Raw genomic sequence first — 26,415 nt, forward strand, 5'->3', positions numbered from 1 at the left:
TGTTTTATGATTTTTAAAAGTTAGTAAATACAGTAGTTTTAGCTTTTAATTGTTTTTAAATAATGTGTTTATAGATTTGTATGTGTAACGATGTTAACTTATTCTGTACTTCTTTTTTTTATTCTGTTGTGTTTTTTAATCAATAACAATTATCGATAGTATATTCAAAATAAAATAATTATATTTAACGAGGTGCTTTTTTACAAAAGCAAAAATTAACCTTTTTTAAAATTATTATAATGAAAAAAAACATTCAAAACTTAGGTAAATTTCTATCGAAAAGTCAGCAAAAAGAAATTAATGGAGGGCAACTTCCTATAATTGGAAAGGCTTGTCAAACAAATGCAGATTGTTCTGCTTTTGGAGGTACATTTGGATGGCCAGATGTTTACTGTAAGAAAAGTAGGTACAGTAGTTACGGAACTTGCCAATTAACCTATTTTTAGGATACATCTTTTCCAAATAATATAATAGAAGATTTCGCTAAAAGCGAGATCTTCTTTTTTTTTTGCCTATAACATAAAATTATTTTCTCTATTTACGACTAGTATTGAAAACAAGAAATGTTTGTGAGTGATGAAATGTAAAATATTGAAAATAAGTGATTTATTGATAAAGTGGAGTTTGGTGTTAATAAATTAAGTGTAACAATAGTTATAAATAATTATTTATTATTTAAAAGAAAAACCCACTCAAAGCTTGAGTGGGAAAATTGCTATGAAAAAGAAAAAGTGTCTAAAACGTCTTTTAGACATTTCAAATTTAATAAATGAATTTCATATTTTTTTATTAAAAGTTAAAAATATTTGAATTAGTGTAAAATAAGGCTGGTACGAATTTATAGTATCTGTCTTCTTTTTTGTATATGTCAATTTTAATTTTCTGTAAAATAAATTTTTACTAGAAGATAAAGCGATCTGAAAGATCACTTTATCTAAAATAAGATTAAAGACAAGACCAATTACCATTTTCATTTAATTGGCAATGTCCTACTTTGCAGATTATTGGCGCACCTTCAAAATTACAAACTTCGAACTTACTAGCGCCATTAATATTTTTTAATTCTTTTTTGTTTAGGATTGATCCTAGGTTTGAAATGTTTTTTAACATAATTAATAAATTTAAGTTTTACCCAATATTAGGTGAAGGTAAAAGTAAAAGTAGAAAGAGAAAAGATGAATTATTTATTGTACGCATACAGTATCCGTACATTTTTAATAGAAAAATATTTGGGAATGGTGATTAGTAAACTAAAAATTATATAATATCATAATTTAAATTTATTAATCTTTTCTTAAATGAGAAATTGAGTGGAATAATTACTGATGAGTATACAAATTAAAGTAAGAAAAAAGGGTAAACTTCTTTAGTGTAAATTTGATTAAAAAAATAGGATTCTATATAATAATATATAAATATCTGAAGTAGTAGTCGATTACAAACTAAAAACAAGCGAACTTTAGTTCGCTTGTTTTTAGTTTGTAATCGATTTAAGTATGTATAATTTTAATTAAACTAATTGATGTTTATTATAAGAATATAGTATAAGACTATATTGATTTTTTTGTTATTTATAGAAATCAATTTTATTAATTAAAAAAATAGGACTAAAATATTAAATAGGACAAAGACATACTCTTTGTGAAAAAACTTCTACACATCCTAGCTTTATTTGTTCCTTTGAGCAATATTTAGCAATTCCACCATTGATTGATTGTTGCTCTAGCTTGTTCAATTTAGAGCCTAAGTTTGAAATGTTTTTTAACATAATTAATAAATTTAAGTTTACCCAATATTAGGTGAAGGTAAAAGTAAAAGTAGAAATAGAAAAGATGAATTATTTATTGTACGCATACAGTATCCGTACATCTTTTAATAGAAAAATGAACTTAGAGCAATCATAATTAATATAATCTAGAAGTTGTTAGAGTATCCCAATTTGAAAATGACATTTTTTATTTTAAATGAAAAAGACAAACAAGGTTAAATGATTATTGTAATAGAGATTAATAGGGTTAAAACTATTAAATTGTGTCTGACATATAAATCTTCATTAAACTTATTGATAAATAAACTTCCTTTAAATTTTAATAGAACTCTTGTAATCTCTGATGGAATCTTTTCTTAGGTCTTGTTTTTTTCTCTTTGTTTAGCTTGATTTAAGAATAAATCCAGAATATCAAATAATTTATAGTATGATTTTGTATTGTTTTCATCAACAAAGGGAGTCTAACCTTTTGCAAGTTTATGGTTGGTTTTTAAACAGAGTTTTTGAGCAAATTTTCTTCTCTCTTTAATGCTTGAAATTTGTTTTTATTTGGATCAAAAAGGGATCTATAGCATAATATTCTATAATCCAATATTTATTCTCTTTTACTTGAGCTGGAATATAATCTATAAACGGAGTGAGATTTTGATGATTTTGAAGTTTTGACATTTTTTTTACGTCGATAATGCTACTTCAACTGTAAAAAAAAATGGAAAAATCAATAGCGAGTATTTGGCATGCTTTTTTTGGTTTTTTCTCTGAAGCCCTTGTGTTTAAAGGGCTTCGAGAAATCTTGTAGCGAAGGGGGGACTTGAACCCCCGACCTCAGGGTTATGAATCCTGCGCTCTAACCACCTGAGCTACCTCGCCGATTGCGGATGCAAATATAGTTCATTTTTTTTTACACACAAGAAAACAATATCATTTTTTTTAAAAAGAATATTTATATATATTGTGTGCTAAACTTAAATGTAAATGAGTAAAGTTAAATTTGAATTAGAGATACCTGTACACGCTTCACCAGCGTTGTTATATCAATATTTTGCAACTCCTTCAGGTTTAGAAGAGTGGTTTGCAGATCGAGTAAATTCTAGAGGAAAAATTATTACCTTTTTTTGGGATGATAGTGAAGAAGAAGCAACCATTATAACAAAAAAAGCGGATGAACGAATTAAATTTAAATGGACCGAGAGTGAAGATGACGAAAGTTATTTTGAATTTAGAGTTCAGGTTGACCCTTTAACAAAAGATGTTTCTCTAATTGTTACTGATTTTGCAGATGATGAAGAATCTGCTGAAGAATCTAAGATGCTTTGGGAGAATCAAATAGATGAATTAAAACATTTGATAGGAGCATAATTACTTCTGTTATTAAATAAATATGAACTCAGCTAAATGCTGAGTTTTTTTATTTATAACATTGTTTTATTTTACTAATTTCGTTCTTTAAATTTTTAAGGAATGATAAATCATAACGGAAATATAATCGACGCATCTGAATTTCAGTTAACTCTAGAAAATAGAGCATTTAAATTTGGTGATGGTATTTTTGAAACTATTAAAATTTTAAATGGAAAAGTAGTGTTTTTTGAAGATCACTATTTTAGATTAATGGCCTCTATGCGTATGTTGCGTATGAAAATTCCTATGAAGTTCACTTTAGAATTTTTAGAAGATGAAATTAAAAAAGTATCTGAAAAGTTTTCAGAGAATAGTTTAAGGGCTAGGTTAACTGTATACAGAAAAGATGGAGGTTTATATACTCCAAAAACTAATGAAATAGATTATGTTATCGATGTTAAACCTGCAAAAGTTGAAGTTAAAGATAAGTATATATTAGATTTATATAAAGACTTTTATAATTATTCAGGATTATTATCTACAGTTAAAACAACAAATAGAATGTTGAATACCATAGCTGCTGTTTTTGCAGAAGAAAATGATTTAGATAATTGTGTTTTGTTAAATGAAAGAAAAGGAGTTGCAGAAGTTACAAATGGAAACATTTTTATAATAAAAGGAAATATAATTAAAACACCTGCACTAACAGAGGGGTGTATAAAAGGCATAGTTCGAAAAAAAATTATCGAATTATTAGAGGATCATAAAGATTTTACAATTGAAGAAACATCTATTTCACCTTTTGAAATTCAGAAGGCAGATGAAGTGTTTATTACCAATGCTGTTATAGGCGTTCAACCAGTAACTAATTATAGAAAAAAAGAATTTAAAACTGAGATTTCTATGAAAATTAGAAAAAGTTTAGATCTTATGGTTTTAACTAGTTAAGATAAACGTTAACCTTAATGGTAGTATCTCATAAACTGTGTAAGTTTTAAAAATATCGGGGTTGAATTCAACCCCGATATTTTTTTTAAATAATTAATTTTAAAATTTTACGCAAAGATGAAACCAGAAGATTTATTAAACGATGACTTTTTAAAACAATTCAGTAACGGTTCAGAATTAACTAGTTTTCTAGAAGAGCTTCATAAACGTGGTATAGAAAAGATTCTAGAAGGAGAATTAGATGCTCATTTAGACTATGAAAAACATAAGAAAAGTAGCACTGGGAATGTTCGCAACGGATATTCTAAAAAGAAATTAAAAACCTCACTAGGCGAAACAGAGATACAAGTTCCTAGAGACAGAGAAGGCAGTTTTAACCCTATGCTTGTCAAGAAAAGAGAAAGTACCTCTGATGGAGTTGAGAATATCATCATATCCCTATATGCCAAGGGAATGAGTACTAGTGACATTGAAGATCAAATAAAAGAACTTTACGGTTTTAATATCTCTAGTTCTACTATATCTCGAATTACAGATAAAATCACCAATGATATAATAGCTTGGAAGAATAGACCATTAGAAGCTACTTATTTAATTGTTTGGATGGATGGTATTGTTTTTAAAGTTAGAGAAAACTCTAAGGTTATCAATAAAACCATCTATATGGCAGTAGGCTTAAGAACAGATGGTAAGAAAGAAGTGCTAGGCTTATGGTTGGGTAAAAATGAATCGTCTGCTTTTTGGATGACCGTATTAACCGACATTAAAGCTAGAGGAACTCAGGATATATTGATAACAGCTACCGATAATTTAAATGGCTTTACTGATACTATAAAAACAGTTTTCCCTAATTCTACTACTCAAATATGTGTAGTTCATCAAATTAGAAATTCTTGTAGATATGTCGTGTGGAGAGATAAAAAAGCTTTTACTCTTGACATGAAGCAAATCTACACAGCGCCCACTAAAGAAGCCGCTAAAGCAGCTTTAGAAGACTTTAAAATCAAATGGAACTCAAAGTACTCTTATGCCATAAAAAGCTGGGAAAATAACTGGGATGAACTTACGGTGTTCTTTGACTTCCCTGTTGAAATTAGAACTATAATTTATACCACAAACCTAATCGAAAATCTAAATGGGAAAATTAGAAAATACACCAAAAATAAACTCTCATACCCAACAGATGAAGCTGTAATTAAATCTGTGTTCTTGGCTTTAAGACAGAGTACAAAAAAATGGACAATGCCCGTTAGAAACTGGGGGATTATTCTTAACCAGTTTTTGGCTATATTTGAAGACAGGATTAAGATTTAAAACCTTAACCCTGATATTTTGAACTTACACACTTTTTGGGATAGTGTCACCTTAATTTTATCGACAAAGTACTCTTTATTAGAATATCTGTTTACAGTTAATGTTAAGTTTGCTATTGGCATTTCCATTTCTATTTCACTACCATTAGGAGTAATAAATTTAAGTTTTTTTACAGGATAATTCATTATTGAAAAAATTAGCTGAATGTGAAATTATTGAGAAAGTAGTTTGATTACTTTTTTTTTAGTTATATGGATGTTTTTTGTGGATGAATGGTTGTTTTTATGTGTTTTTTGGTTTGTAATCAAAATAAAGGAGTGTAATTATATATTTTAATAAGTGGTGAATTGTGGGGGAAGAAAGAAATAATTGAGTTACATGAAAATCAAAATTATATTTTAAAGAAACTATTACCTGATCTATTTTCTAAATTTAAAAAAGACAAATTGGATTATTAAAAGTAATAATTATAAGAGGGTACCATTTTTAAAACATAGAAAACAGCTATAGAACTTATCTGTTTTATTAGCTATGTTAATTAATGAATATAAATTCTTTGGGACTATTTGACATTTTTTCGTAATAATATCTACTTACAGATATAAATCGATTTACTTTTAGGAATTCAATTTCGAATTCATTTCCATGACATTTTATTAGTCTTACTATTGTAGGTTTAATTTTCATGTTTCTGTTTTTATACAGCTACAAGATATTAACGAATTGTTGATTTAATAAGCTTAAACTGCTGAAGTGTAGTTTTTTTAAGTCGATTAGAAGTAGGTGTAACTACAAAAAGAGAATTTATGCTAATAAGAATAATGGAAATAGATGAAAAAAAAATGTGTAAAAAAAAGAGATTTATAATTTATATAAATCTCTTTTTTTAGTTTACTTTAAAATAATTTCATAAGGTGTATTATTATTTAAAGAATAATTTCCTGATATTTCTTCAACTACTTTTTCTTTGTTAGTATCAAAATATGTAACTCTAAATTGTTTAATTTGATCTTCAGGATAAGAGTTAAAATTCATGTCAATTATTCCTTCTGTATTGCTAGTTTTACTTTCTCTAAACTTATATTCAGTTAATGCATCTATGGTTACCTGTATTGGTGTTCCATTAGCATTTTTAAATAATGCTTTAAATGCCTGAAGTTCTTTTTCAGGTTCATTTACATATTTTAAATGTTGTTCGTTGGTGTTCTGATGTTTGTTTCTATAAAAACCTAAGTGGACGTTATTGCTAACATCATCTAAAAAAGTATTATAGCCTTTCTTTTCAGCATCATCAAAATATTTACAAGATTCACTTGTATTAGATCTGGCGTTATTTACTTCTTTACTATATTTCTTTCTACTTCTGTAGTTTTTTATAGCTAAAACAGATCTTTTAAACAAGTAAAACACAAACAATCCTGCCAATACTTCAAGTACATAAAAAAGTACAGGTAAAACATCTTGAATTCCGAAAACTGATTCTCTAATTCCTGCTGAAATTTCTCTCGCAACACGTTCTTTAGAGAAATAATATATAGCAACACCAATGGCAGAAAATAATGTACTACCAACAAAAAATTGAATTCTAACATCTCTTACAATTCCTTTTCTAATGTCAGATTCTGGTTTTGCGGAGTTTGAAGGAACTTTTTTCTCTTCAAAAAAACGTTTATTTCTGGTGTGAGAACTTAGCATTCCAACCATTAATTCTGCAATTACGATAGAAATGAAAATTATACCAACACCAATAACCCAAGGTGCTTGAGGTAAAATATCCCTATAAATTTCTCTACTAAAATAATATTCTAAAATGCATATAACCACAAAAGCAATTGTAAATGGAACAACATATGCATTAGACATAATTTTATCCCATTGTTTAAGTTTTTCTTCATTTGGTTTTAAAATTTCAAAAGTATCTCTAGCTCTTTTAGATGCAGAATTTGCTCTTGAAGCTAGTTCATCAGAGATTTTAAAAAGATCTTCCGATTCATCAGTAGAAGGTTTGTCCCAGTTTATTATCATAACAGTTAGTTTTTATATACATTCAAAGTCTTCAATATAGCTAAAGAAACCTTCTTTGCCTTCAAATTCATTTAGTTCAATTCCTTCAAAAATAGAAGTATCTTTCCAACCAATTAAAAACAATTCAGCATTATCAGGTAAAGCTAATTTGGTTTTAATTTTTTCAATTTTTCCAGATCTTCTAGGTTCATTTACACCATCTGTAAAAAGAACTACCATAACTTTATCATAATCTTCTACGTTTGGTTCTTTTAAAAGTTTGTTAATGTGTTCAAAAGCAAGGTTTATATTAGTAATATCTTTTCCTTTGTAAGGGGTGTAGTTTAAAATTGAACTTTGAACAGTTTTAGATAAAAAGCTGTTTAATTTTGAAGCATTTTTCTTCTTAATTTTTTCATTTTTAGCTTTAATCTTATCGTTGTATTTTTTTTGCTTGGCTTGTTCAGATAATGTTGGGTGTTCTGAAGTTAAAATATTCTTGTAAGGTTTTAAAGCGCTAACTTTTAACCTGAAAATTTCTTTAGAATTAGGTGCTGGATTTCCTATAATTGTTGAAGTGAAATAACCGCTTCCGTTTTGATTAATAACATCAACAATAGCTTTGTAGTCATCTTGATTTAATTTTTGAATACTTTCAGAAGAACCACTTCTGTCATCTCCTAAAACAATCATGATTTTACATTCAGGAATTTCTTCCTCAGCAATTGCATTATGATTTGGTTTGGGTGAATCACATGAAAAAATAAAAAGTAATAGAATAATTGGTAAAAAACTTTTGCTTAACATAAATATTTATTTTTTGCTAATATATATAATGTATTAGATACTTAGATAAACAAACCTTGTTTTTGAAAAAAAAGGATTTTATTCTTTTGTTTTTTAATTGGAAGAAGTGACTTGAAAGTAAGTTTTGTAAAGTCTAAGAAGTAATATTTAAAAAGAAAAATTAATTCATAGTGATGTCTGCTGGAGCATTTGCCCAAATCTTATATTTTCCGCCTTTTTGTAGTAGTTTGTTTTTCCAGATAGCTTCTTCGTCTTCAATAAAAATATTATTAAAATCATTTTCGGAAATAAACCAAGACTCAGTATTCAATTCACTTTCTAATTGTTGAGATCCCCAGCCAGAATAACCAAGGAAAAATCTTATGTCTGAAGGTTTAATTAAATTTTCGTTTAATAGGTTTTTTAAAGAATCAAAATTACCGCCCCAATAAATACCATTAGCAACTTCTATGCTATCTTTTAATAAGTGTGGAACGCGATGTATAAAATATAAATTTTCTTGTTCAACCGGACCGCCTTGATATATGGTAAAATTACATTCTATATCTGGTATTAAATCTTCTAAAACATATTGCATAGGTCTATTTAAAATGAACCCAACAGAACTAGCTTCAGAATGATCTGTAATAAGTACTATTGTTCTTTTAAAAGAGTCATCATTAAGTATAGATGGCTCAGCTATTAATAATCTGCCTTTTTTCGGGGTTAACATTAGTGTTTTGTAAAAATTCTATAGAAAAATAATAATATTTTTTTAAACTTTTAACTTTTTTTTAATGAAAAAAATATTAATAGTGTTTGTTTTTTATATATTTTATAGCGGTTTTAAGTTCTGATTAAAATATAACTTTCTTTTTTTTAGTTGATTACGTTTTTTATTTAGTAAAAAAAGAATTTTTTCAAATCTTATCTTTTAGTCAAGTATTTTATGATTTTTTTGTTTTTTAAAGAAGTTAATCTTAAAATTTTACAGTAAAAATATCATTTATTAATATAGTTTTTCTGAAATGTATTTAGATGTGTACGATTTTTTATTTTTAACCAATTCTTCTGGAGTTCCTTCAAAAATTAATTGGCCACCTTTTTTACCACCTTCTATACCTAAATCTATTATATAATCAGCACATTTAATAAGGTCTATATTATGTTCAATAACAATAATCGAATGTCCTTTTTCAATTAAAGCATTAAAAGAAGCTAATAACTTTTTGATATCATGGAAGTGTAATCCAGTGGTAGGTTCATCAAAAATAAACAGCGCTTTATCTTTTGTATCTCCTTTCATTAAAAAAGAAGCTAATTTTATACGTTGTGCTTCACCTCCTGATAAAGTAGAAGAAGATTGTCCTAATTGAACATAACCCAATCCAACATCTTGAAGTGGCTTTAATTTTTTTGCTATTTTAATAGCGCCATTTTCTGTAAAAAAGTCAATAGCATCATCAATAGTTAAGTTTAAAATATCGTCAATATTTTTTTCTTCAAAGTTAACCTCTAATATTTCCTTTTTAAAGCGTTTCCCTTTACAATTGTCACATTGTAAATGTACATCGGCCATAAATTGCATTTCAATGGTAACTACACCTTCACCTTTACAAACTTCACAACGACCACCTTCTACATTAAAAGAAAAGTGTTTTGGTTGATAATTTCTAATTTTAGATAACTTCTGTGTAGATAGAAGTTTACGGATATCATCGTAAGCTTTTATATAAGTAACAGGGTTTGATCGAGATGATCTACCTATTGGATTTTGATCAATAAACTCTACATGTTTTAAGTTTTCATAACTTCCTTGTACATCTGTGTACTGACCTATTTTATCTCCGTAACCAATTAATTTCTTTTGCATAATTGGATACAGTAATTTTTTTACAAGTGTACTTTTACCACTACCAGAAACTCCAGTGATTACTGTTAAGTTATTTAGAGGGAATGTTACATCTATGTTTTTAAGATTATTCTCTCTAGCTCCTAAAATTTTAATGAAATTTTTAGTTTTTCTACGTTGATTAGGAACTTCTATTTTTAGGGTTTCAGATAAATATTCAGCAGTAAGAGTTTTCGATTTTATTAGTTCATCGTAAGTTCCTTCTGCAACAACTTTTCCTCCGTGAGTTCCTGCTTCTGGTCCAATGTCGATAATGTAATCGGCTTCTTTCATGATGTCTTCATCATGTTCAACTACTATTACCGTATTTCCAAGATCACGTAAGTTTTTAAGTACTTTAATTAATCGTTCTGTATCTTTTGGATGAAGTCCAATACTTGGCTCGTCTAAAATATACATAGAACCAACTAACGAACTTCCTAAAGAAGTAGCCAAGTTAATACGTTGACTTTCTCCTCCTGATAATGTATTAGATGTACGATTTAATGTAAGGTAACTTAATCCAACATCAGTTAAAAATTGGAGTCTATTATTAATTTCAGTTAATAATCGTTTTGCTATTTTCTCTTCATATTCATTTAAAGTAATAGATTTAAAGAATACGCTTAATTCGTCTAATGGAAGATTTACCAAATCAGAAATTGTTTTACCACTAACTTGAACATAGTTTGCTTCTTTTCTTAAGCGTTTTCCGTCGCATTCATGACATTTAGTTTTACCTCTGTAACGAGATAACATGACTCTGTTCTGAATTTTATAGCTTTTTTCTTCTAATTCGTTAAACAGATGATGAATTCCCATGAATTTATCTGTTCCTTCCCAAACTAAATTTTGTTGTTCTTCTGTAAGCTCGAACCAAGGTTTGTGAATTGGAATGTTGTAACTATCTGCATGCAGAATTAAATTTTCCTTATACCATTTATAAGCATCTGTTTTAAATGGGAAAATTGCATCTTCATAAATCGATAGTCCTGTATTAGGAATTACCAAATCTTCATCGATACCAATTACATTTCCGTATCCTTCACAAGTAGGACAAGCTCCGTAAGGATTGTTAAAACTGAAAAGGTGTGTATTTGGTTCTAAAAAAGTAATGCCATCTAGCTCAAATTTATTACTAAATTCTGTTTTAGTTTTTGTTTCTAAATTTTCAACATAACAAAATCCTTTTCCTTCAAAGAAAGCTGTTTGAATAGCATCTGCTAAGCGGTTGTAGAAATCTTCATCATGTTGAATAACAACTCTGTCTACAACTAAATCTATATTATTTCCTTTGAAATCTTCAATAGGGAATTTATCAATTCGATAAACTTTATTATTGTATTTTATTCTAGCATACCCCTGTTGTTTTAAAACTTGTAATAAAGATTCAATAGTTCTCTTTTTAGGTATAACTACTGGAGCAATTAAAAGAAGTTTTGTTTGTTCATTTAACGATTTTACATGATTTACAACATCGGTTACTGTATGTTTCTTGACTTCATTTCCAGAAATAGGAGAGAAGGTTCTACCAATTCTGGCGTATAATAATTTTATATAATCGTAGATTTCTGTAGAAGTTCCAACAGTAGATCTTGGATTGGTAGAATTTACTTTTTGTTCAATTGCAATAGCAGGAGCAATCCCTTTAATGTAATCTACTTTCGGTTTGTTTAGTTTTCCTAAGAATTGACGTGCATAAGAAGATAAACTTTCTACATATCGTCGTTGTCCTTCCGCATATAAAGTATCAAAGGCTAATGAAGATTTACCAGATCCAGAAAGTCCGGTTATAACCACAAGTTTATTTCTAGGGATAACTACATCAATATCTTTTAAATTATGTAATGATGCGCCTTTTATGATTATATTTTCTTTGGGATTTACTTTAGTAATATCTACTTTCATGAACTCGAAAAATAAACATCAAAAATAGTGATTTTACCAGTCAAGTAACAATCTATAATCAAGTAAAATGAAGATAATTATTAATGTTTTTTTTAATTTAAACAACTTAAAATTTGTTTTTTGAGATAAAAAAAATATATTTGTCCTGTACATAATTGTTTAAAAATCATACGCCTATACAAAAAAACTACTTTTAAAAATTTAATATAATTCCCAAAATGAGATAGAAATATCTCTCAAAAAGTAGTAGTTATGTATAAAAAAATAGCAGACGATAGTGTCTTAGTTAGAGAGTATATTAACGGTAAAGAAATCGCTCTAGAGTTTCTTGTTAGAAAACACCAACAACGCATTTTTAGTTTTATTTACAGCAAAGTTCAAGATAGAGATGTTGCTGAAGATATCTTTCAAGATACTTTTATTAAAGTGATCAAAACCCTTAAAAAAGGTAATTACAATGAAGAAGGGAAGTTTTTACCTTGGGTGATGCGAATTTCTCATAACTTAGTTATTGATTATTTTAGAAAGAATAATAGAATGCCGTTTTTTAATAACTCAGATGAGTTTGATATTTTTTCTATTATCAGTGACGATGCTTTAAATGCTGAAAAGCGAATCATTAAAGATCAGATTTTATTAGATGTAAAAAACCTAATTGAGGAACTTCCGGAAGAACAAAAAGAGGTTTTAAAGATGAGGATTTACATGGACATGAGTTTTAATGAAATTTCTGAAAATACAGGTGTAAGTATTAATACTGCATTAGGAAGAATGCGTTATGCTTTGATAAATATCAGAAAATTAATAGATAAGAATAAAATAATTTTAATTAACTAATAATAAATTGATATGTTGTGCGTTACTATTTATAATTAAACAATAAATTATTTATATGGCGCAAATTTACTCTGAAAAACCATCCAATTTCAGGATGAACCCTAAAAAAACAACAATACAATTTATATTAAACTTTTCCAAAAGCTTCAAAACGGTAAGAACAAATAACGATGTTCTCATTGAATTGAATTTGAATTAAGAGTGAAGAAGCTTCAGTGCGAACTGGAGCTTTTTTATTTCTTCCTCTTTTTGTAGTATTCTGTAATTACAGTTTTTCTTCCGATTGCGCTTGTAATTATATCGTTATCTAAGTTCCAACCTCTTGCAGGACAATACTCTCTACCATAAAAGATAATTTGTAAATGTAGTTTATTCCAAATTTCTTTAGGAAATAAACGTTTTGCATCCTTTTCTGTTTGTGCAATACTTTTTCCGTTAGATAAATTCCAACGATACATTAAACGATGAATATGAGTATCAACAGGAAATGCAGGAATATTAAATGCTTGAGCCATTACTACACTAGCTGTTTTATGTCCAACAGCTGGTAATGCTTCTAAAGCTTCAAAACTTTTCGGAACTTCTCCATTATGTTTTTCTATTAAAATTTTGGATAAACCATAAATTCCTTTCGATTTCATAGGTGAAAGTCCAACAGGCTTTATAATTTCTCTGATTTCATCAACAGACAATTGTACCATGTCATAAGGATTATCTGCACGCTCAAAAAGTAAAGGTGTAATTTTATTCACACGTTCATCAGTGCTCTGAGCAGACATTAAAACGGCAATTAATAATGTATAAGGATCTGTATGATCTAAAGGAATAGGAGTTTCTGGATATAATCGTTCTAAAGTGTCAATTACAAACTGAACTTTTTCTGTTTTGTTCATTTTTTCAGTATTTTTACTTAACAAAAATACCAAATTATGACAACACTTAAGATAGGAGATAACGCGCCAAGTTTTGAAGCTAAAGATCAAGACGGAAATATCATAAAATTAGAAGATTACAAAGGGAAAAAGTTAGTTGTTTTTTTCTATCCTAAAGCGAGTACTCCAGGTTGTACAGCTGAAGCTTGTAACTTAAGAGATAATTATGAAACTTTTCAAGCGCAAGGATATGAGATTTTAGGAGTAAGTGCAGATAGTGCAAAGCGTCAACAAAACTTTATCAACAAACACGAATTACCATTTCCTTTATTAGCAGATGAAGATAAATCTGTAATTAATGCATTTGGAGTTTGGGGACCAAAAAAGTTTATGGGGAAAGAGTATGATGGTATTCACCGAACTACTTTTGTAATCGATGAAAATGGTGTTTTAACTGATGTTATCGCTAAAGTGAAAACTAAAGCCCACGCAGAGCAAATTTTAGGATAATTTATCATCTAAAATTGGAATAATAAAAAACGCTACAAATATTTGTAGCGTTTTTTATTATTTATCTAACTTTAATTCTCTTTGAAGTTCTTTACTCGTTTTCGAACTTCCATCATGGCTCCAACCTGGAGGCATAAAAACATATTTTAAACGAGTTCCTAAAGGCAAATGTTTTTTGTTATGAAAAAAGTCTTTAAAGATATCTTTCCACTCGTGGAAAATGATATTTACAGGTCCTTTGTCATCTAAAGGTTTTGTTAATCCGAATTTTAATTTTTCGTATTCCATTTCCTCTTCCTCAGCCTGAAATGTACCAAACATTCTATCCCAAATAATTAAAAACATTCCCATGTTCTTGTCTAAATATTTAATGTTAGAAGCATGATGAACTCTGTGATGAGAAGGAGTAACAAATATATATTCCCAAGTTTTTAGTAAGAAACCTACGAAACCTTTTCTTTTCGTTGGTTTTATAAAGTTCGTGTGACATAAAGTTCCATAATTCTGGTTCATCGCATAAGCAAACATGATATGTAAGGGTTGAATTCCTATTAAAATTAATGGAATTAAAAACATAAAACGATAAAATGGCTGTAGAACCGGTGAACGGAATCCTGTAGAGATATTATAGTATTCTGAGTTATGATGTGTAACATGAACAGCCCAGAAAAATCTTGAATGATGATCTACATAATGATGTACATAGTACAAGAAATCTTGACCAACAAATGCTATAAACCAGTATAAAAATCCAGTACCTTCCCAATTAATGAAACGATAATCATAGAAAAAATCCATTACCACAAACGAAGTAGCGTACATCAATCCATCTAAAAATACATTAACTAACGCAAAATATACGTTTGTTGAAATATCTTTAAATTCATAATTTTTAGCTTTTCGTTTATAGCTAAAATACATCTCAACACCAATGGCTAAAGCACAAATTGGAACAAACCATATATAAGCATTTTGGTGAGTGAAAATATCCATATAAAAAAACATTTAGGTTAAAAAGATAGTAGTTATCTAAGCTTAATCTCGTGCAAAGGTAAACTATCTCTATTTAAAAGAATTTATTAAACATAGAAATTGTTTATACTAAGATTATAACCTCTTATCGATCCAATCTTTAAAACTATAAAAGTTCTGAGGAGCAACACCATGCCCAACAGGATATTCATGAAATTCGTTTTGTAAATTGAGTTTATTTAAGAAATCTGGAGTTTTTTTAGCCCAAGCAAAAGGAATTACTTGATCTACAATTCCATGAGAAATATAATAATCAGTTGTTATTGACTCTGAAATTTCTTTTGGAATTAAATCTTCAAGTAAATATCCACTTAATGCAACTACATGTTGTACTTTGTTAGGATAACGTAAACTTAATCCGTAACTTAAAATTGCACCTTGGCTAAATCCTAGTAAAAATGTTTTGTTTGTATTGTATTTTGCTTGTATTTCGTCAATAAAAACAGCAATTTTATCTACAGATTCACTAGCTTGTTTTGTGTCTGAAAATTTATCGTTGTTTGCATCAAAATTTATAGCATACCAAGCATAACCTCCATAGCCCATTTCATAAGGAGCTCTAACAGTTATTATTAATAATTCATCTGATAATTCTTCAGCAAAAGAAAATAAATCATCTTCATTACTTCCGTATCCGTGAAGTAAAATTAAAACATTCGGATTTTCAGTAGCAACTTTCGGTGCTCTTTCCTTATAAAATAAACTCATTAAATATTATAAACTTTTAAACCAATCTTGGAAGTAATCTCCTAAAATAGGAACTTTTTTTTCTTCACCGTTCAACACTCCCATAAATCCAATAAACCATAGTACGATTAGTAAACCAGAAATAATCCAAGAGACAATTCCTCCAAAAAATCGATAAACTACCCAGCTATTGATTAGTGATATTAAATTTAGTCCAACCATTTGTCTAACATGAAAACTTGTAAAAGCATTCTTCTTAGAACTGTTTAATATAAAAGCTACAATTGTACCGATTATTGTGATATAACTAATTATAGCATTGGTTTTTCCTTGTTCGATTGTTGTTAGATTTCTCATTGTAGATTAGGTGTTTAAAATTAATTGTTGGTTCGCATATATTCCATATGCTTTACCTTTAAGTTTTTCACCTATAAATATACTGTTTTTTGAAGTTGATTGGATATCATTTTCATTAAAAACAACTTCTAATTCTGTAGTAAACAAAGTAAGCTCTGCTTTAGAATCAATAGTTATAGAAGTATTATCAATTCCAAAGATAGATTTAGGATTTGTACTTAAACATTTAGTAATCGTTTCTATATCAAAAATCGAATTTAATGCTCCGAAAGCAGTTTCTAAACCTATGGTTCCATTTTTTGCAATAGAAAATTCTACTTTTTTTTCTTCAATATCAATAGGATTATGATCTGAAGTAATTATATCGATAGTTCCGTTTTTTACGCCTTCAATTAAAGCTAAACGATCCTCTTCTGTTCGCAACGGAGGATTTACTTTTACTCTAGCATCAAAACCAATCAATTTTTCATCAGTTAATAAAAGGTTGTGCACAGCAGTACTACAAGTAACATTTAACCCTTTACTTTTTGCTGCTTTAATAAGTGCTACCGATTTTTTAGTAGAGATGGTTGGAATGTGTAATTTCCCCCCAGTATATTCCAATAAAAATAAGTCTCTAGCAATTTGAATTTCTTCTGCTAAAGCAGGAATACCTTTTAAACCTAATCGTGTTGCATTAACACCTTCATGTGCGACACCTTCACCAGCGATTTTCTTGTTTTTAGGAAAACTTAAAACTAAACCATCAAAATTTTGAGCATAAAGTAATGCAATTTTCAAAAGGTTGTCGTTTTCTACTGGTTTCTTATAATCACCAAAAGCAATAGCTCCAGATTGTTGCATATCAAACAATTCTGCCATTTCAATACCTTCACATTTTTGTGTTAAAGCACCAATTGGATGGAGTGTTACTGCCTTACTAGTCGCTTTATGAATTAAATATTCTACAGCAGATTTAGAATCTGTAATTGGCTGTGTATTTGGATTAACAGCTACTCGTGTGAAACCAGATTTAGCTGCAACTGAAAGTCCGTTTTCAATAGTTTCTCTTTCTTCATAACCAGGTTCACCGAAACTAACGCTAGTATCAAACCAGCCAGTAGAAACATGTAAATTATCAAGAGTTATTGTATTGTAATTTTCTTTGGTATCAATAGTATCACTGATTTCAGTAATAACACCATTTGAAATTAAAATGTCTTTTACGCTATTGTGAAAAGGACTTGAAGGATCTATTATTTTCGCTGATTTTAAAAGCGTGATCATACTTTAAAGTATTTTAGAATCAAAATTTCTAGCAACAAAGATACAATGGCAAGAATTAAAAACCATTTCCAAAACCAATGAACTTTGTATTTATCTTCAATTTTTTTAAAATTATCTTCTAGAGAATTATTTATACTAATATTTTTCTTTTTTAAACTATTGATGTTTAGGTAGTTTAATGAACTTTCGGCAGGAGGATTGTTATAAGCAATAGTTTGAACTTTTAGATTTCCTTTTTCAATGGTGTAAAAACCTTTGCTCTCAGGTAATTCACTAGTGCTTAATTTTACTTTCGTTTGAAAAGTTTGCTGTAATGGAATAAAAGAATTGTTAGTATTCTTAATTGTTAAAATATCATCCTTTTCTAATTGAGTAGCAATTTCTATAGTATTAGGCTGGGCTAATGTGTAATATAATTTAGACAGCTTTAAACTCTGTTTTCCCATATTATAAAATACAGGTACAACCAAAGGCGAATTGGTAAAATTACTTTTCTCTTTGTTTAAAGGAGAAGAAAACCAGTATACTTTACTAGAAGAAGAAGAATTAGTTTCTTGTATAAAAGGTTCGTTATTTTCATAGTCGATAATACTACTAGATCGATTCATCTTAGTATTAAACGTAGTTGTTGTAGTTGGGTACTGAAAATTAGTCACCTTTTTATCAAAAACATTTTTAAATAAAGGATGGTTAAAATTAATTTTAGTGATTTTTAAGGAATCAATTTTCTTACTTAATAATTTTCCAACTCCTAAGCGTTCAAATAATTTGTTGTACGATTTAAATTCGGATTTTGCATTTGGAATAATTGCTAAGCTTCCACCATTTTTTGTATAATCAATTAAACTTCTTAGTAAGCTTTCAGGAAGTTTGTCAACTTCATTTAAAACAATAAGTTGTTGTTGATTTAGAGTGTTATAATTTACATTTTGTATTGTAGAACCTGTAAAGTTGAACTCTTGTTCGGTATAAATTCTTGATAAGAAATCATTATCATTTCCAATAGCTAAAACATTAATTTTTTCATTAGAATTGATAGTGAAAAAGAATTCATTATCAAACTCAAAAGTATCAGTATGATCAAGTTTAACAATTCCAGTAAAATTACTGATGTTTTCAATAGCAAAAGAAATTACCTTTTCCGCATTTTTTTGAATCGTAAAAGTTTGTTTACTTATTAATTTTTTACCATTGTATATTGCTACAGGAATATTTTCTTTTAATGTACCTTGATTTTTAATATTGATATTTATAGTGCTCTTAGCATTCGTATTAGTAGATAAATACACACTATCAATTGCTAAATTTTCTCTTTTTTCTGGTAATATTTGAGTTAGAGAAAGAGTAGAAGATACAGAATTGAAGGCTTCATCTTTGATATTTTGAAAATCTGAAACTAAAATTTTTTCTGTAGCTCCATTAATATTTGATAGTTTTAGTAAAACATCGCTGATTGATAAACTTTGAACAGAATTTTTTGTGTTTAATACGATTTTCTTCAATTCATCTCCAGAAATATTCTGATAAATATTAGAATTTGTTAAAAGTGAATAGGTATTGTTCGGAGAAATATTTTCTGCAATTTCTTGACTAGCAACTTTTAAGATGTTTCCTTTGGAACCTTTTGAATTTGTACTTAAAGAATTATCTAAATAAATTGCCACATGATTTTCTGTGTCTACATTTTCATTGCTGAAAAAAGGTTGTGCAAAAGCCAATACTAAAGCTGTTATTAATAACAAACGAGTACATAGAACTAACCATTTTTTTAGTTGAGAACTTTTCCTGTTTTTTATGACTAAATTCTCTAAAAATGCAACATTTGTAAAAGGAACTTTTTTAAATTTTCGCAGTTGAAAAAGATGTACTAAAATGGGAATTATTAAAAGAAATAAGAAATATAAAATCTCAGGATGTTTAAATTGCATTATAGATTATTTATAATGTAAAAATAGAAAATAGATTTTATAAAGTTTTGTTAAGATGAATTCAAGTTGTAAGCAAAGCGTTAAATTTGTTACTTTACTCAAAACAATTAGCTAATGTCGTTAACCGAGAGTGAGTGTAGTACTTACATACCGTTTCAAAAAACTGGTTTTTTTTCTAAAATGATGTGTGATTATTTAGAGCAATCAGAAAAATTGACTAGTTTTTATCACAATTTTCCTAATTCAGAAGGTTTTAAAAATCAAATATTAGAAAAAAAGAAAACATTTTCTAAAATTAATAGAACTGTTTTAGTTGAAGTTTTAAAGACTCAATATGTAAAGGAAAATATTTCTGAAAGTACAAGTGCTAATATTGAGTTACTCGCTAACGAAAATACATTTACAGTAACAACAGGACATCAGCTAAATCTTTTTACAGGTCCGTTATATTTTTTATACAAGATTATTTCTGCAATCAATTTAGCAGAAGAGTTGAAGGAAAAACATCCAAACGATAATTTTGTTCCAATTTATTGGATGGCTACTGAAGATCATGATTTTGAGGAGATTAATTATTTCAACTTCAAAGAAAAAAAAGTTCAATGGAATTCAAATCAAGCTGGTGGAGTAGGTCGTTTTAGTACAGAAGGATTATCTGAAGTATTTGAATCTTTTTCTAATAAACTAGGAAACTCTAGAAATGCTGAGTTTTTGAAAGAGTTGTTTTTTGAAGCTTATATAAAACATGATAATTTAGCTAATGCAACACGATTTATAGCGAATTCATTATTTGCTGAATTTGGATTAGTAATTATTGATGCAGATGACTCTAAATTAAAGTCGTTGTTTAAATCATATGTCGTTAAAGATTTATTAAATTCAGTTTCATATAAACATGTTTCAGAAACAAATACAAGTTTAGAGGAGAATTACAAGATCCAGGTAAATCCTAGAGAGATTAACTTGTTTTATCTAACGGATAATTTAAGAGAGCGAATAATTCTTGAAGATGGTGTATATAAAGTCAATAATACGGATTTAAGTTTTTCTGAAGAAGAAATTCTAAATGAGGTAGAAAATTATCCTGAACGATTTTCACCAAATGTAATTATGAGACCTTTATATCAAGAAGTTATTTTACCAAATTTATGCTATATCGGTGGAGGAGGAGAGCTAGCTTATTGGATGCAATTAAAAACGTATTTTGAAGCAGTAGAAGTTCCTTTTCCAATTCTTTTATTGCGTAATTCTGTGCAAGTAATTAGTAAAAAACAATTTGGTAAATTAGAAAGACTTTCTATTTCTGTAGAAGAATTATTTTTAAAACAGCAGGATTTATTAGCTAAAAAAGTAAATGAAAATGCTGAGGTTAGTTTTAATTTTGAACAACAAAGAAGCATATTAGAACAACAATTTTCAGACTTAAGAGTTATTGCATCACAAACTGACGCTTCTTTTACAGGAGCTGTAAATGCACAAGAGAAAAAACAATTAAAAGGTTTAGAAAACCTACAAAAACGTTTATTAAGAGCAGAAAAAAGAAAACAATCAGATTTAGTAGAAAGAATTACTTCATTGCAAAGTGCAATATTACCAAGTTTGAGTTTAGAGGAGCGAAAACGTAACTTTTCTGAATATTACTTAGAGTATGGAGATGATTTTATACAAACATTAAAACAAGAATTAAAACCATTACAGTTAGAGTTTTTTGTTTTGGTAAAATAAAAAAAGAGAACCTAAATAATTTCAGGTTCTCTTTTCTTTTTAATCTATTGAAGAAATAATTTAAAATATTATATAATTAATTTTTGTCCAATTCTTAAAGTTGTTGTTTTTCTAATCTTATTTGTTTTACAAATACGACTTATAGAAGTCCTATTTCTGTAAGCTATTCCAGATAGCGTATCACCACTCTTTACAATATATACTTTGCGTTTACGCTTTTTATAAGCTAAAGCTTTTTCATAAGAATCTAATGTTACAAGTCTGCTTTGTCTTTTAGAACTATGATAGTAAGTTTTCGCCCAATCTCTAGTTACCCATAGATTTTTAGCACGAATTTTATTACTGTTTTTTAAGTCTAATAAGTATTCCGGGTTAATAGCAATTCCTTTATATCTAGTTTCTAAATGTAAATGACTACCTCTAGATCTTCCTGAGTTTCCTCCAAAAGCTATAGCTTGCCCTTTCTTTACAATGTCGTTCTTTTTTATAATAAAGCCTGATAAATGTGCATAAACACTTTCTAAACCATTATCATGTCGTATTACAACAGTTTTACCATATCCTGAACTACGGCCTACAAAACGAACCTTACCTGGTAAAATACTAAAGACACTGTCACCAGTTACCAAATCGATATCAATTCCTCTATGTGGTCTATTTCTTCTCCAACCGTATCGAGATGTAATCACACGTTTTTTTGATATTGGTGAAGCATATGTAGAATCTGAAAATTTAATTTCAAAAGGAAATTTTACTTTCGGATTTGCATAAGCAGTAAATTGAGTAGTAACCCAATTTTCTGTGAAACACTCATCATTAAAAACTTCTTTTTTTGTGTTTTTTTCTAAAGAATCATTTTTTACGTGATTAATATAATTCTCAACAATTTTTGTGTTTTTTAGTTTTTTTTGAGCTGATATAATTAAAATATTAGAAATAGTAAATAGTAGACAAATAGTTTTTTTCATTTTCAATTAAAAGTTGAATATAGTTTTATAGTTAATTATTTTATATAGTCTAAAGGGTTAACATTTTTACTATTATGCTTTACTTCATAATGTAAATGTGGACCTTTTGATAAACCTGTATCTCCAGTAAATCCAATTACTTCCCCTTTTTTAACAGATTTTCCTTTTTTTAATTTAAAACTGTTCAAATGTGCATACCAAGTTTCATATCCATTTGTATGTGTTACAACAATTAAATTTCCCCAATTTCCTTTGTAAGACGCATAAGAAATAATACCGTCTGCAGTTGCAACTATAGGTGTTCCAATAGCAGCTCTAATATCAATACCTTGATGAATTTTAGCTTCACTTTTTTTACCAAACTTTCTTAGTTTGCCGAAATGAGATGTGATATCTGAAACTGTTTTATTTTGGATTGGAAAAATAGATGGAATTGAATTATTATCTGTAATTATTACAGGTAAATTATTGTTAAAATCATCTTGATTAAATGATAATAGGCAGATGCTAATTATTGGAATTAGTATTAAGTATTTTATTTTTTTGAAAGAATTGGTTTTATTTTTTGAAATCATTTCTAATCTTTTTTTAATAATTGGTTGTTTGAAATAACTGTATAGCTTGATATTGGTTTTACTATTGATTTCTTTTCTAAGAACTTTTAAGTAATCAGATATGTTAATTTTATTAGTTAGTAATACTTCTTTATCAACTTGAAATTCATGAACAGATTTTAATGATTTTCTGAAGTAATAAACAAAAGGGTTGAACCAGAACAGTATGATGTATAATTCAGTGATTAGGAGATCTAAAGTATGTTTAAAATCAACATGTTTTTTTTCATGTTCAATAATCAAGTTATCTATGTTTTCTCTTTTTGATTTTGGAATAAAAATCCAATTAAAACAAGAGAATACCTCAGTGATATTTGCATATATAAAAGTGTATTTTCTAGATTTTTTAAGTTGAGATTCTTTTTTTAGTTTAATAAGTTGTTGAACAGATTTTATTAAAGAAAAAAGAGAAATGATAACTCCGAAAAAATATAACAAAGTGATTATAAATGAATAATTGAATTTTTCTTTCAAAATCTGATTCTCTGAAAAATTCTCACTCATCATTTGGTCAATTTCTATAAATTTAGGAATGTTTATACTCGATATTTCTAGAGGAGAAAAAACATCAATAGAACTTAAAATAATAGAAACAGGAATAAAAAGTATTAAAATTAATCTGTTCAGTTGAAAAAATGTATGTTTCCTGAATAGTGATACATAAGCTAAGTAGAAGACAATAAAGATCAAACTACTTTTAACAAGAAATATTAAATAATTACTCATTTTGTTCTTTTAAATTTTGAATTTTTTCATCAATAAGTTGTTTTATTTCTTCTAATTCAGAAAGATTCAAATCTTCATTTCTAGTGAAATGAGAAGCAAATTTACCTGCAGAACCATTAAAAAAGCTAAAGATTACATCATTCATATATTCTTTAAAATATTTGTTTTTACTTATTAAAGGATAATATTCTCTGGTTTTTCCAAATGCTTTATAGTCTATAAACTTTTTCTTAACCAAAACACGAACTACTGTAGAAATTGTTGTGTAGGCAGGTTTAGGTTCAGGAAATTCATCTACAATATCTTTTAGGAAAGCTTTTTTTAGTTTCCACAGATAATGCATTATTTGTTCTTCAGGTTTGGTTAATTTGTTCATGTTGCGAATATATAAAAAGAATTACTATAACTATAGTTATAGTAATAAAAAATATGTTAAAGTAGTTTAAAGTGTTAGAAAAAGATTAATGAATCAGCCACAATACGCCCAATGTTAGTAAAATAGGCAGTATTAATGAAATAATAATTGCTATTGAGTTTAAAATTAAACCAATAGAGGAATTCATCTTATAAGAGTTGATTACATTTATTATAGAAGTAATAAATAGAACAATACAGATGATTAATACCAATAATCTATGTTGAAATATATAAAAATTAAAATTTTTGCTATCTAAAAAATAGAAAATTAGAATTCCTAAACCAGTTAAAAAAGACCGGATACAAGGTAAGAAAGGCTTTTTTCATCAATCCAAATAAGGTAAAGAAACAGATTTAAGTTTATTTCTTTTAATTATCGAAAAAACTAAAAACATTACCACCGTAGCGCTTTTCGTAACTATACTTAGGATGATTTGATAAATCTGTATGTTTAGAATGTTCAACTATTAGAACCCCTTCTTCATTTAGAAGTTCTTTTTCAAAGACTAAATCAACAATTTTTAAAAATTTATCTACTTCAAAATCATAAGGAGGATCAGCGAAAATTACATCAGTTTTTAAGGCTGTTTTTTCTAAAAATTTAAAAACATCACTTTTAAAAGTGGTAATATCTAATTCTAAGTCTTTAGCGATTTTATTAATGAATTTAATACATCCAAAATGTGCGTCTACAGCATAAATAGTTTCTGTTCCTCTAGAAGCAAATTCGTAACTAATATTTCCAGTACCAGCAAAAAGATCTAAAACAGAAATAGAATCGAAATAGTAAAGATTATTAAGAATATTAAATAACGATTCTTTAGCCATATCCGTTGTAGGTCGAACTGGTAAATTCTTTGGAGCAGAGATTCTTTTGCTTTTATATTTTCCTGAAATTATTCGCATTTAAGATAAAAGGGTATAGTGTGAGTGTTTAAAAAAATATTCAGACTTTTCGAAAAAGTCGTGATTTGGCTTTAAAAATTCTATGTTTTTAATGTAATCTTCAGTGATCTTATAAATTTCATAGTCGTTAATAATATTACCTGAAAAATATAAGGTTAACTCATTAGGATCTAATTCTAATTGTTCAACACAAAATAAGATATAATAAATAAAATCCTCTTTCGTATTGTAAAAAAATGAATTATATAGATTAAACTCACCGTTTTTTAAGATAACAACATCCATATTAGCATAAGAAACGTTTACAAATATAGCGTTGTCTTTAAACTGTTCTTTCTGTTTTAAAACTTCATCAACAAATAAAGTAGAGTGATGTTTAAATTCAAATTCACCAAAGTTTTGAAATAGAAAATTATTAACATTTACATAAGGAATGTAAATGTTTTTAGCGTTGATATATAGATCATCATATACTACTAAATCAGATGATAATGTTTGAATAGTATAGTTTAAATAAGATTTTAAATGATCTTCATTAAACAAATCATTAGGTACTATGGTAGAGAGTTTATTTTGATGTACAGCAGTAACTTTATCAAAACTTGTTTGTAAATCTTTATCAGATTCAAATACTTGATTGATTTTCTCTAATAATAAGTTTGGAGTATTTAACCTTTCTTTAAATACATATTCTGTCACTACTAAAGTTTCATTAGTAGGAATATCTTTAATACAAAAAGAAAATCCATCCAAACTAAATTGGATGGACAACTTTTTATGTTGAGATATGATTTCTTTATTACTCTTTTGTTTCAGCTTTTGCATCTCCTTTGTCATAATATGGAGGCCAGTTACCACCAGTAGAAACTTCATTTAAAGATCCAACAGATACAAACGCACCTTTAATTTGATCAGCTTCAATAGCTTCTAATTCTTGCTTAACAAGGTGTCTAGGTAATCCTTTTAAAACAACTTCTTTTTCTATTTTAGCTTCAAACACAGGTACAAATAAACCAGTAACTTTCTCGATAACACTTGTTTCTAATTTAAACTCTTTATCTGTATCTGGTACTTTAAACATATTGTTGTAATCTCTATCTTGAAAATAATCGATGATTTTTTCATAGTTAGAAATACGCTCTTTACGAATAGTTTTTACAGAAGTAATACCTCCACCAACATTAACAATTGTATCTTGATTGTATACTTCAATAATAGGTAAAGAATCTTTTTCAATAAAATAAATCAAAGAATCTTTGTTACTAGCGTAACTATTCTTTACGTCTTTATATTTGATTTGAGCATCTCTAATTAGTTTTAATTGATCAACTACCTTACTGTAACGTTTCTTCTTTTCAACGTCAAACTTAATTGGCTCCATTATTCCACCATAAATTAAGTACACTAAATACCCAGCGATAGCCAATAAAACTATTGAAACTACACCTCTAAGTTTTAATGGAACGAATTTTACGATGATATATGCTAATAAGAATGTACCTATTAAAGATCCTATAATTAGTAATGCTAACATTGTTTTTAGATTTTTTAAGTATGATAATCGCAAATCTACAATTTTTTTTCAATCATGAAAACAAATATTTAATAAT

25 protein-coding genes and 1 tRNA gene are annotated in these 26,415 nt (G+C 27.8%); 7 read left to right on the forward strand and 19 right to left on the reverse strand.

The features are described from left to right. Nucleotides 1-239 precede the first annotated feature (239 nt). On the forward strand, nucleotides 240-446 hold the full coding sequence (locus tag ACSIGC_RS16880; RefSeq protein ID WP_442265944.1) for a hypothetical protein: 207 nt from the start codon (nucleotides 240-242) through the stop codon (nucleotides 444-446). A gap of 1,847 nt (nucleotides 447-2,293) precedes the next feature. Here ACSIGC_RS16880 and ACSIGC_RS16885 read toward each other — a convergent pair. Continuing rightward, complete coding sequence (locus ACSIGC_RS16885; protein WP_442265945.1) at nucleotides 2,294-2,437, reverse strand: hypothetical protein; 144 nt, start codon at nucleotides 2,435-2,437, stop codon at nucleotides 2,294-2,296. 127 nt (nucleotides 2,438-2,564) lie between these two features. Further along, nucleotides 2,565-2,638 (reverse strand) — tRNA-Met (locus ACSIGC_RS16890). Nucleotides 2,639-2,743: 105 nt separating this feature from the next. On the opposite strand from ACSIGC_RS16890, the gene ACSIGC_RS16895 reads away from it, so the two are divergent. The 3 genes from ACSIGC_RS16895 to ACSIGC_RS16905 all read left to right on the forward strand — a co-directional run bounded on the left by ACSIGC_RS16895 (nucleotide 2,744) and on the right by ACSIGC_RS16905 (nucleotide 5,371). Continuing rightward, nucleotides 2,744-3,127, forward strand: coding sequence for an START-like domain-containing protein (locus ACSIGC_RS16895; RefSeq protein WP_442265946.1), 384 nt, complete (start codon nucleotides 2,744-2,746; stop codon nucleotides 3,125-3,127). 102 nt (nucleotides 3,128-3,229) lie between these two features. After that, nucleotides 3,230-4,057, forward strand: a complete 828-nt coding sequence (locus ACSIGC_RS16900) for an aminotransferase class IV (protein ID WP_442265947.1) — start codon at nucleotides 3,230-3,232, stop codon at nucleotides 4,055-4,057. A 117-nt stretch (nucleotides 4,058-4,174) separates the two neighbouring features. Further along, on the forward strand, nucleotides 4,175-5,371 hold the full coding sequence (locus ACSIGC_RS16905; protein WP_442265948.1) for an IS256 family transposase: 1,197 nt from the start codon (nucleotides 4,175-4,177) through the stop codon (nucleotides 5,369-5,371). Here the strand turns inward: ACSIGC_RS16905 and ACSIGC_RS16910 are convergent. The 5 genes from ACSIGC_RS16910 to uvrA all read right to left on the reverse strand — a co-directional run bounded on the left by ACSIGC_RS16910 (nucleotide 5,368) and on the right by uvrA (nucleotide 11,960). After that, nucleotides 5,368-5,556, reverse strand: a complete 189-nt coding sequence (locus ACSIGC_RS16910; protein ID WP_442265949.1) for a hypothetical protein — start codon at nucleotides 5,554-5,556, stop codon at nucleotides 5,368-5,370. The genes ACSIGC_RS16905 and ACSIGC_RS16910 overlap by 4 nt on opposite strands. A 706-nt stretch (nucleotides 5,557-6,262) precedes the next feature. After that, nucleotides 6,263-7,396 (reverse strand): hypothetical protein, encoded by a 1,134-nt coding sequence (locus tag ACSIGC_RS16915; protein ID WP_442265950.1) that lies wholly within the window; start codon nucleotides 7,394-7,396, stop codon nucleotides 6,263-6,265. A gap of 12 nt (nucleotides 7,397-7,408) precedes the next feature. Next, nucleotides 7,409-8,182 (reverse strand): hypothetical protein, encoded by a 774-nt coding sequence (locus tag ACSIGC_RS16920; protein WP_442265951.1) that lies wholly within the window; start codon nucleotides 8,180-8,182, stop codon nucleotides 7,409-7,411. Between the two features lie 160 nt (nucleotides 8,183-8,342). Further along, nucleotides 8,343-8,894 carry a YqgE/AlgH family protein gene (locus ACSIGC_RS16925; RefSeq protein ID WP_442265952.1) on the reverse strand — a complete coding sequence of 184 codons (552 nt, stop codon included), beginning with the start codon at nucleotides 8,892-8,894 and terminating at the stop codon, nucleotides 8,343-8,345. Between the two features lie 276 nt (nucleotides 8,895-9,170). Continuing rightward, nucleotides 9,171-11,960 (reverse strand): excinuclease ABC subunit UvrA, encoded by a 2,790-nt coding sequence (uvrA, locus tag ACSIGC_RS16930; RefSeq protein ID WP_442265953.1) that lies wholly within the window; start codon nucleotides 11,958-11,960, stop codon nucleotides 9,171-9,173. A gap of 252 nt (nucleotides 11,961-12,212) precedes the next feature. On the opposite strand from uvrA, the gene ACSIGC_RS16935 reads away from it, so the two are divergent. Next, nucleotides 12,213-12,797, forward strand: coding sequence for an RNA polymerase sigma factor (locus tag ACSIGC_RS16935; RefSeq protein ID WP_442265954.1), 585 nt, complete (start codon nucleotides 12,213-12,215; stop codon nucleotides 12,795-12,797). Nucleotides 12,798-13,030: 233 nt separating this feature from the next. On the opposite strand, the gene nth is transcribed toward ACSIGC_RS16935, so the two are convergent. Further along, entirely contained in the window at nucleotides 13,031-13,690 is a 660-nt protein-coding gene (nth, locus tag ACSIGC_RS16940) for an endonuclease III (protein ID WP_442265955.1), read from the reverse strand. A gap of 36 nt (nucleotides 13,691-13,726) precedes the next feature. On the opposite strand from nth, the gene bcp reads away from it, so the two are divergent. Then, nucleotides 13,727-14,179 (forward strand): thioredoxin-dependent thiol peroxidase, encoded by a 453-nt coding sequence (gene bcp, locus ACSIGC_RS16945; protein ID WP_299679472.1) that lies wholly within the window; start codon nucleotides 13,727-13,729, stop codon nucleotides 14,177-14,179. Between the two features lie 57 nt (nucleotides 14,180-14,236). On the opposite strand, the gene ACSIGC_RS16950 is transcribed toward bcp, so the two are convergent. The 5 genes from ACSIGC_RS16950 to ACSIGC_RS16970 all read right to left on the reverse strand — a co-directional run bounded on the left by ACSIGC_RS16950 (nucleotide 14,237) and on the right by ACSIGC_RS16970 (nucleotide 19,449). Further along, nucleotides 14,237-15,172, reverse strand: a complete 936-nt coding sequence (locus ACSIGC_RS16950) for a sterol desaturase family protein (RefSeq protein WP_442265956.1) — start codon at nucleotides 15,170-15,172, stop codon at nucleotides 14,237-14,239. A 114-nt stretch (nucleotides 15,173-15,286) separates the two neighbouring features. After that, nucleotides 15,287-15,919, reverse strand: a complete 633-nt coding sequence (locus tag ACSIGC_RS16955; protein WP_442265957.1) for an alpha/beta hydrolase — start codon at nucleotides 15,917-15,919, stop codon at nucleotides 15,287-15,289. Nucleotides 15,920-15,925: 6 nt separating this feature from the next. Then, nucleotides 15,926-16,255: a hypothetical protein gene (locus tag ACSIGC_RS16960; RefSeq protein WP_442265958.1), complete on the reverse strand. Its 330-nt coding sequence runs from the start codon at nucleotides 16,253-16,255 to the stop codon at nucleotides 15,926-15,928. Nucleotides 16,256-16,261: 6 nt separating this feature from the next. Continuing rightward, nucleotides 16,262-17,521 (reverse strand): dihydroorotase, encoded by a 1,260-nt coding sequence (locus ACSIGC_RS16965; protein WP_442265959.1) that lies wholly within the window; start codon nucleotides 17,519-17,521, stop codon nucleotides 16,262-16,264. Continuing rightward, nucleotides 17,518-19,449, reverse strand: coding sequence for a BatA domain-containing protein (locus tag ACSIGC_RS16970; protein WP_442265960.1), 1,932 nt, complete (start codon nucleotides 19,447-19,449; stop codon nucleotides 17,518-17,520). The genes ACSIGC_RS16965 and ACSIGC_RS16970 overlap by 4 nt, the downstream gene beginning before the upstream one ends. Before the next feature lie 114 nt (nucleotides 19,450-19,563). Here ACSIGC_RS16970 and bshC point away from each other — a divergent pair, with 114 nt between their 5' ends. Beyond that, nucleotides 19,564-21,174: a bacillithiol biosynthesis cysteine-adding enzyme BshC gene (bshC, locus tag ACSIGC_RS16975; protein WP_442265961.1), complete on the forward strand. Its 1,611-nt coding sequence runs from the start codon at nucleotides 19,564-19,566 to the stop codon at nucleotides 21,172-21,174. Between the two features lie 68 nt (nucleotides 21,175-21,242). Here the strand turns inward: bshC and ACSIGC_RS16980 are convergent, their stop codons facing one another. The 6 genes from ACSIGC_RS16980 to ACSIGC_RS17005 all read right to left on the reverse strand — a co-directional run bounded on the left by ACSIGC_RS16980 (nucleotide 21,243) and on the right by ACSIGC_RS17005 (nucleotide 26,339). Continuing rightward, nucleotides 21,243-22,142 carry a peptidoglycan DD-metalloendopeptidase family protein gene (locus tag ACSIGC_RS16980; RefSeq protein ID WP_442265962.1) on the reverse strand — a complete coding sequence of 300 codons (900 nt, stop codon included), beginning with the start codon at nucleotides 22,140-22,142 and terminating at the stop codon, nucleotides 21,243-21,245. 35 nt (nucleotides 22,143-22,177) lie between these two features. Beyond that, the gene (locus tag ACSIGC_RS16985) at nucleotides 22,178-23,482 is read right to left on the reverse strand and encodes a peptidoglycan DD-metalloendopeptidase family protein (RefSeq protein WP_442265963.1); all 1,305 of its coding nucleotides are present in this window, start codon (nucleotides 23,480-23,482) and stop codon (nucleotides 22,178-22,180) included. Continuing rightward, nucleotides 23,475-23,858, reverse strand: coding sequence for a BlaI/MecI/CopY family transcriptional regulator (locus ACSIGC_RS16990; RefSeq protein WP_299679499.1), 384 nt, complete (start codon nucleotides 23,856-23,858; stop codon nucleotides 23,475-23,477). The genes ACSIGC_RS16985 and ACSIGC_RS16990 overlap by 8 nt, the downstream gene beginning before the upstream one ends. Nucleotides 23,859-24,268: 410 nt before the next feature. Beyond that, nucleotides 24,269-24,805: an RsmD family RNA methyltransferase gene (locus ACSIGC_RS16995; RefSeq protein WP_442265964.1), complete on the reverse strand. Its 537-nt coding sequence runs from the start codon at nucleotides 24,803-24,805 to the stop codon at nucleotides 24,269-24,271. Next, nucleotides 24,806-25,630 (reverse strand): DUF3822 family protein, encoded by an 825-nt coding sequence (locus tag ACSIGC_RS17000; protein WP_442265965.1) that lies wholly within the window; start codon nucleotides 25,628-25,630, stop codon nucleotides 24,806-24,808. It lies immediately after the preceding gene. After that, entirely contained in the window at nucleotides 25,605-26,339 is a 735-nt protein-coding gene (locus tag ACSIGC_RS17005; protein ID WP_442265966.1) for a hypothetical protein, read from the reverse strand. Before ACSIGC_RS17005 ends, ACSIGC_RS17000 begins: the two co-directional genes overlap by 26 nt. Nucleotides 26,340-26,415: the final 76 nt, after the last annotated feature.

Source organism: Tenacibaculum aquaeponti (genome assembly GCF_052084715.1).
In the GTDB taxonomy this organism is placed as follows: domain Bacteria; phylum Bacteroidota; class Bacteroidia; order Flavobacteriales; family Flavobacteriaceae; genus Polaribacter.

What these genes read in the sequence shown, in the direction of transcription:
- ACSIGC_RS16880 (WP_442265944.1), top strand. Translation starts at nt 240, where the DNA reads ATGAAAAAAAACATTCAAAACTTAGGTAAATTTCTATCGAAAAGTCAG.
- ACSIGC_RS16885 (WP_442265945.1), bottom strand. Translation starts at nt 2,437, where the DNA reads ATGTCAAAACTTCAAAATCATCAAAATCTCACTCCGTTTATAGATTAT.
- ACSIGC_RS16895 (WP_442265946.1), top strand. Translation starts at nt 2,744, where the DNA reads ATGAGTAAAGTTAAATTTGAATTAGAGATACCTGTACACGCTTCACCA.
- ACSIGC_RS16900 (WP_442265947.1), top strand. Translation starts at nt 3,230, where the DNA reads ATGATAAATCATAACGGAAATATAATCGACGCATCTGAATTTCAGTTA.
- ACSIGC_RS16905 (WP_442265948.1), top strand. Translation starts at nt 4,175, where the DNA reads ATGAAACCAGAAGATTTATTAAACGATGACTTTTTAAAACAATTCAGT.
- ACSIGC_RS16910 (WP_442265949.1), bottom strand. Translation starts at nt 5,556, where the DNA reads ATGAATTATCCTGTAAAAAAACTTAAATTTATTACTCCTAATGGTAGT.
- ACSIGC_RS16915 (WP_442265950.1), bottom strand. Translation starts at nt 7,396, where the DNA reads ATGATAATAAACTGGGACAAACCTTCTACTGATGAATCGGAAGATCTT.
- ACSIGC_RS16920 (WP_442265951.1), bottom strand. Translation starts at nt 8,182, where the DNA reads ATGTTAAGCAAAAGTTTTTTACCAATTATTCTATTACTTTTTATTTTT.
- ACSIGC_RS16925 (WP_442265952.1), bottom strand. Translation starts at nt 8,894, where the DNA reads ATGTTAACCCCGAAAAAAGGCAGATTATTAATAGCTGAGCCATCTATA.
- uvrA (WP_442265953.1), bottom strand. Translation starts at nt 11,960, where the DNA reads ATGAAAGTAGATATTACTAAAGTAAATCCCAAAGAAAATATAATCATA.
- ACSIGC_RS16935 (WP_442265954.1), top strand. Translation starts at nt 12,213, where the DNA reads ATGTATAAAAAAATAGCAGACGATAGTGTCTTAGTTAGAGAGTATATT.
- nth (WP_442265955.1), bottom strand. Translation starts at nt 13,690, where the DNA reads ATGAACAAAACAGAAAAAGTTCAGTTTGTAATTGACACTTTAGAACGA.
- bcp (WP_299679472.1), top strand. Translation starts at nt 13,727, where the DNA reads ATGACAACACTTAAGATAGGAGATAACGCGCCAAGTTTTGAAGCTAAA.
- ACSIGC_RS16950 (WP_442265956.1), bottom strand. Translation starts at nt 15,172, where the DNA reads ATGGATATTTTCACTCACCAAAATGCTTATATATGGTTTGTTCCAATT.
- ACSIGC_RS16955 (WP_442265957.1), bottom strand. Translation starts at nt 15,919, where the DNA reads ATGAGTTTATTTTATAAGGAAAGAGCACCGAAAGTTGCTACTGAAAAT.
- ACSIGC_RS16960 (WP_442265958.1), bottom strand. Translation starts at nt 16,255, where the DNA reads ATGAGAAATCTAACAACAATCGAACAAGGAAAAACCAATGCTATAATT.
- ACSIGC_RS16965 (WP_442265959.1), bottom strand. Translation starts at nt 17,521, where the DNA reads ATGATCACGCTTTTAAAATCAGCGAAAATAATAGATCCTTCAAGTCCT.
- ACSIGC_RS16970 (WP_442265960.1), bottom strand. Translation starts at nt 19,449, where the DNA reads ATGCAATTTAAACATCCTGAGATTTTATATTTCTTATTTCTTTTAATA.
- bshC (WP_442265961.1), top strand. Translation starts at nt 19,564, where the DNA reads ATGTCGTTAACCGAGAGTGAGTGTAGTACTTACATACCGTTTCAAAAA.
- ACSIGC_RS16980 (WP_442265962.1), bottom strand. Translation starts at nt 22,142, where the DNA reads ATGAAAAAAACTATTTGTCTACTATTTACTATTTCTAATATTTTAATT.
- ACSIGC_RS16985 (WP_442265963.1), bottom strand. Translation starts at nt 23,482, where the DNA reads ATGAGTAATTATTTAATATTTCTTGTTAAAAGTAGTTTGATCTTTATT.
- ACSIGC_RS16990 (WP_299679499.1), bottom strand. Translation starts at nt 23,858, where the DNA reads ATGAACAAATTAACCAAACCTGAAGAACAAATAATGCATTATCTGTGG.
- ACSIGC_RS16995 (WP_442265964.1), bottom strand. Translation starts at nt 24,805, where the DNA reads ATGCGAATAATTTCAGGAAAATATAAAAGCAAAAGAATCTCTGCTCCA.
- ACSIGC_RS17000 (WP_442265965.1), bottom strand. Translation starts at nt 25,630, where the DNA reads ATGCAAAAGCTGAAACAAAAGAGTAATAAAGAAATCATATCTCAACAT.
- ACSIGC_RS17005 (WP_442265966.1), bottom strand. Translation starts at nt 26,339, where the DNA reads ATGTTAGCATTACTAATTATAGGATCTTTAATAGGTACATTCTTATTA.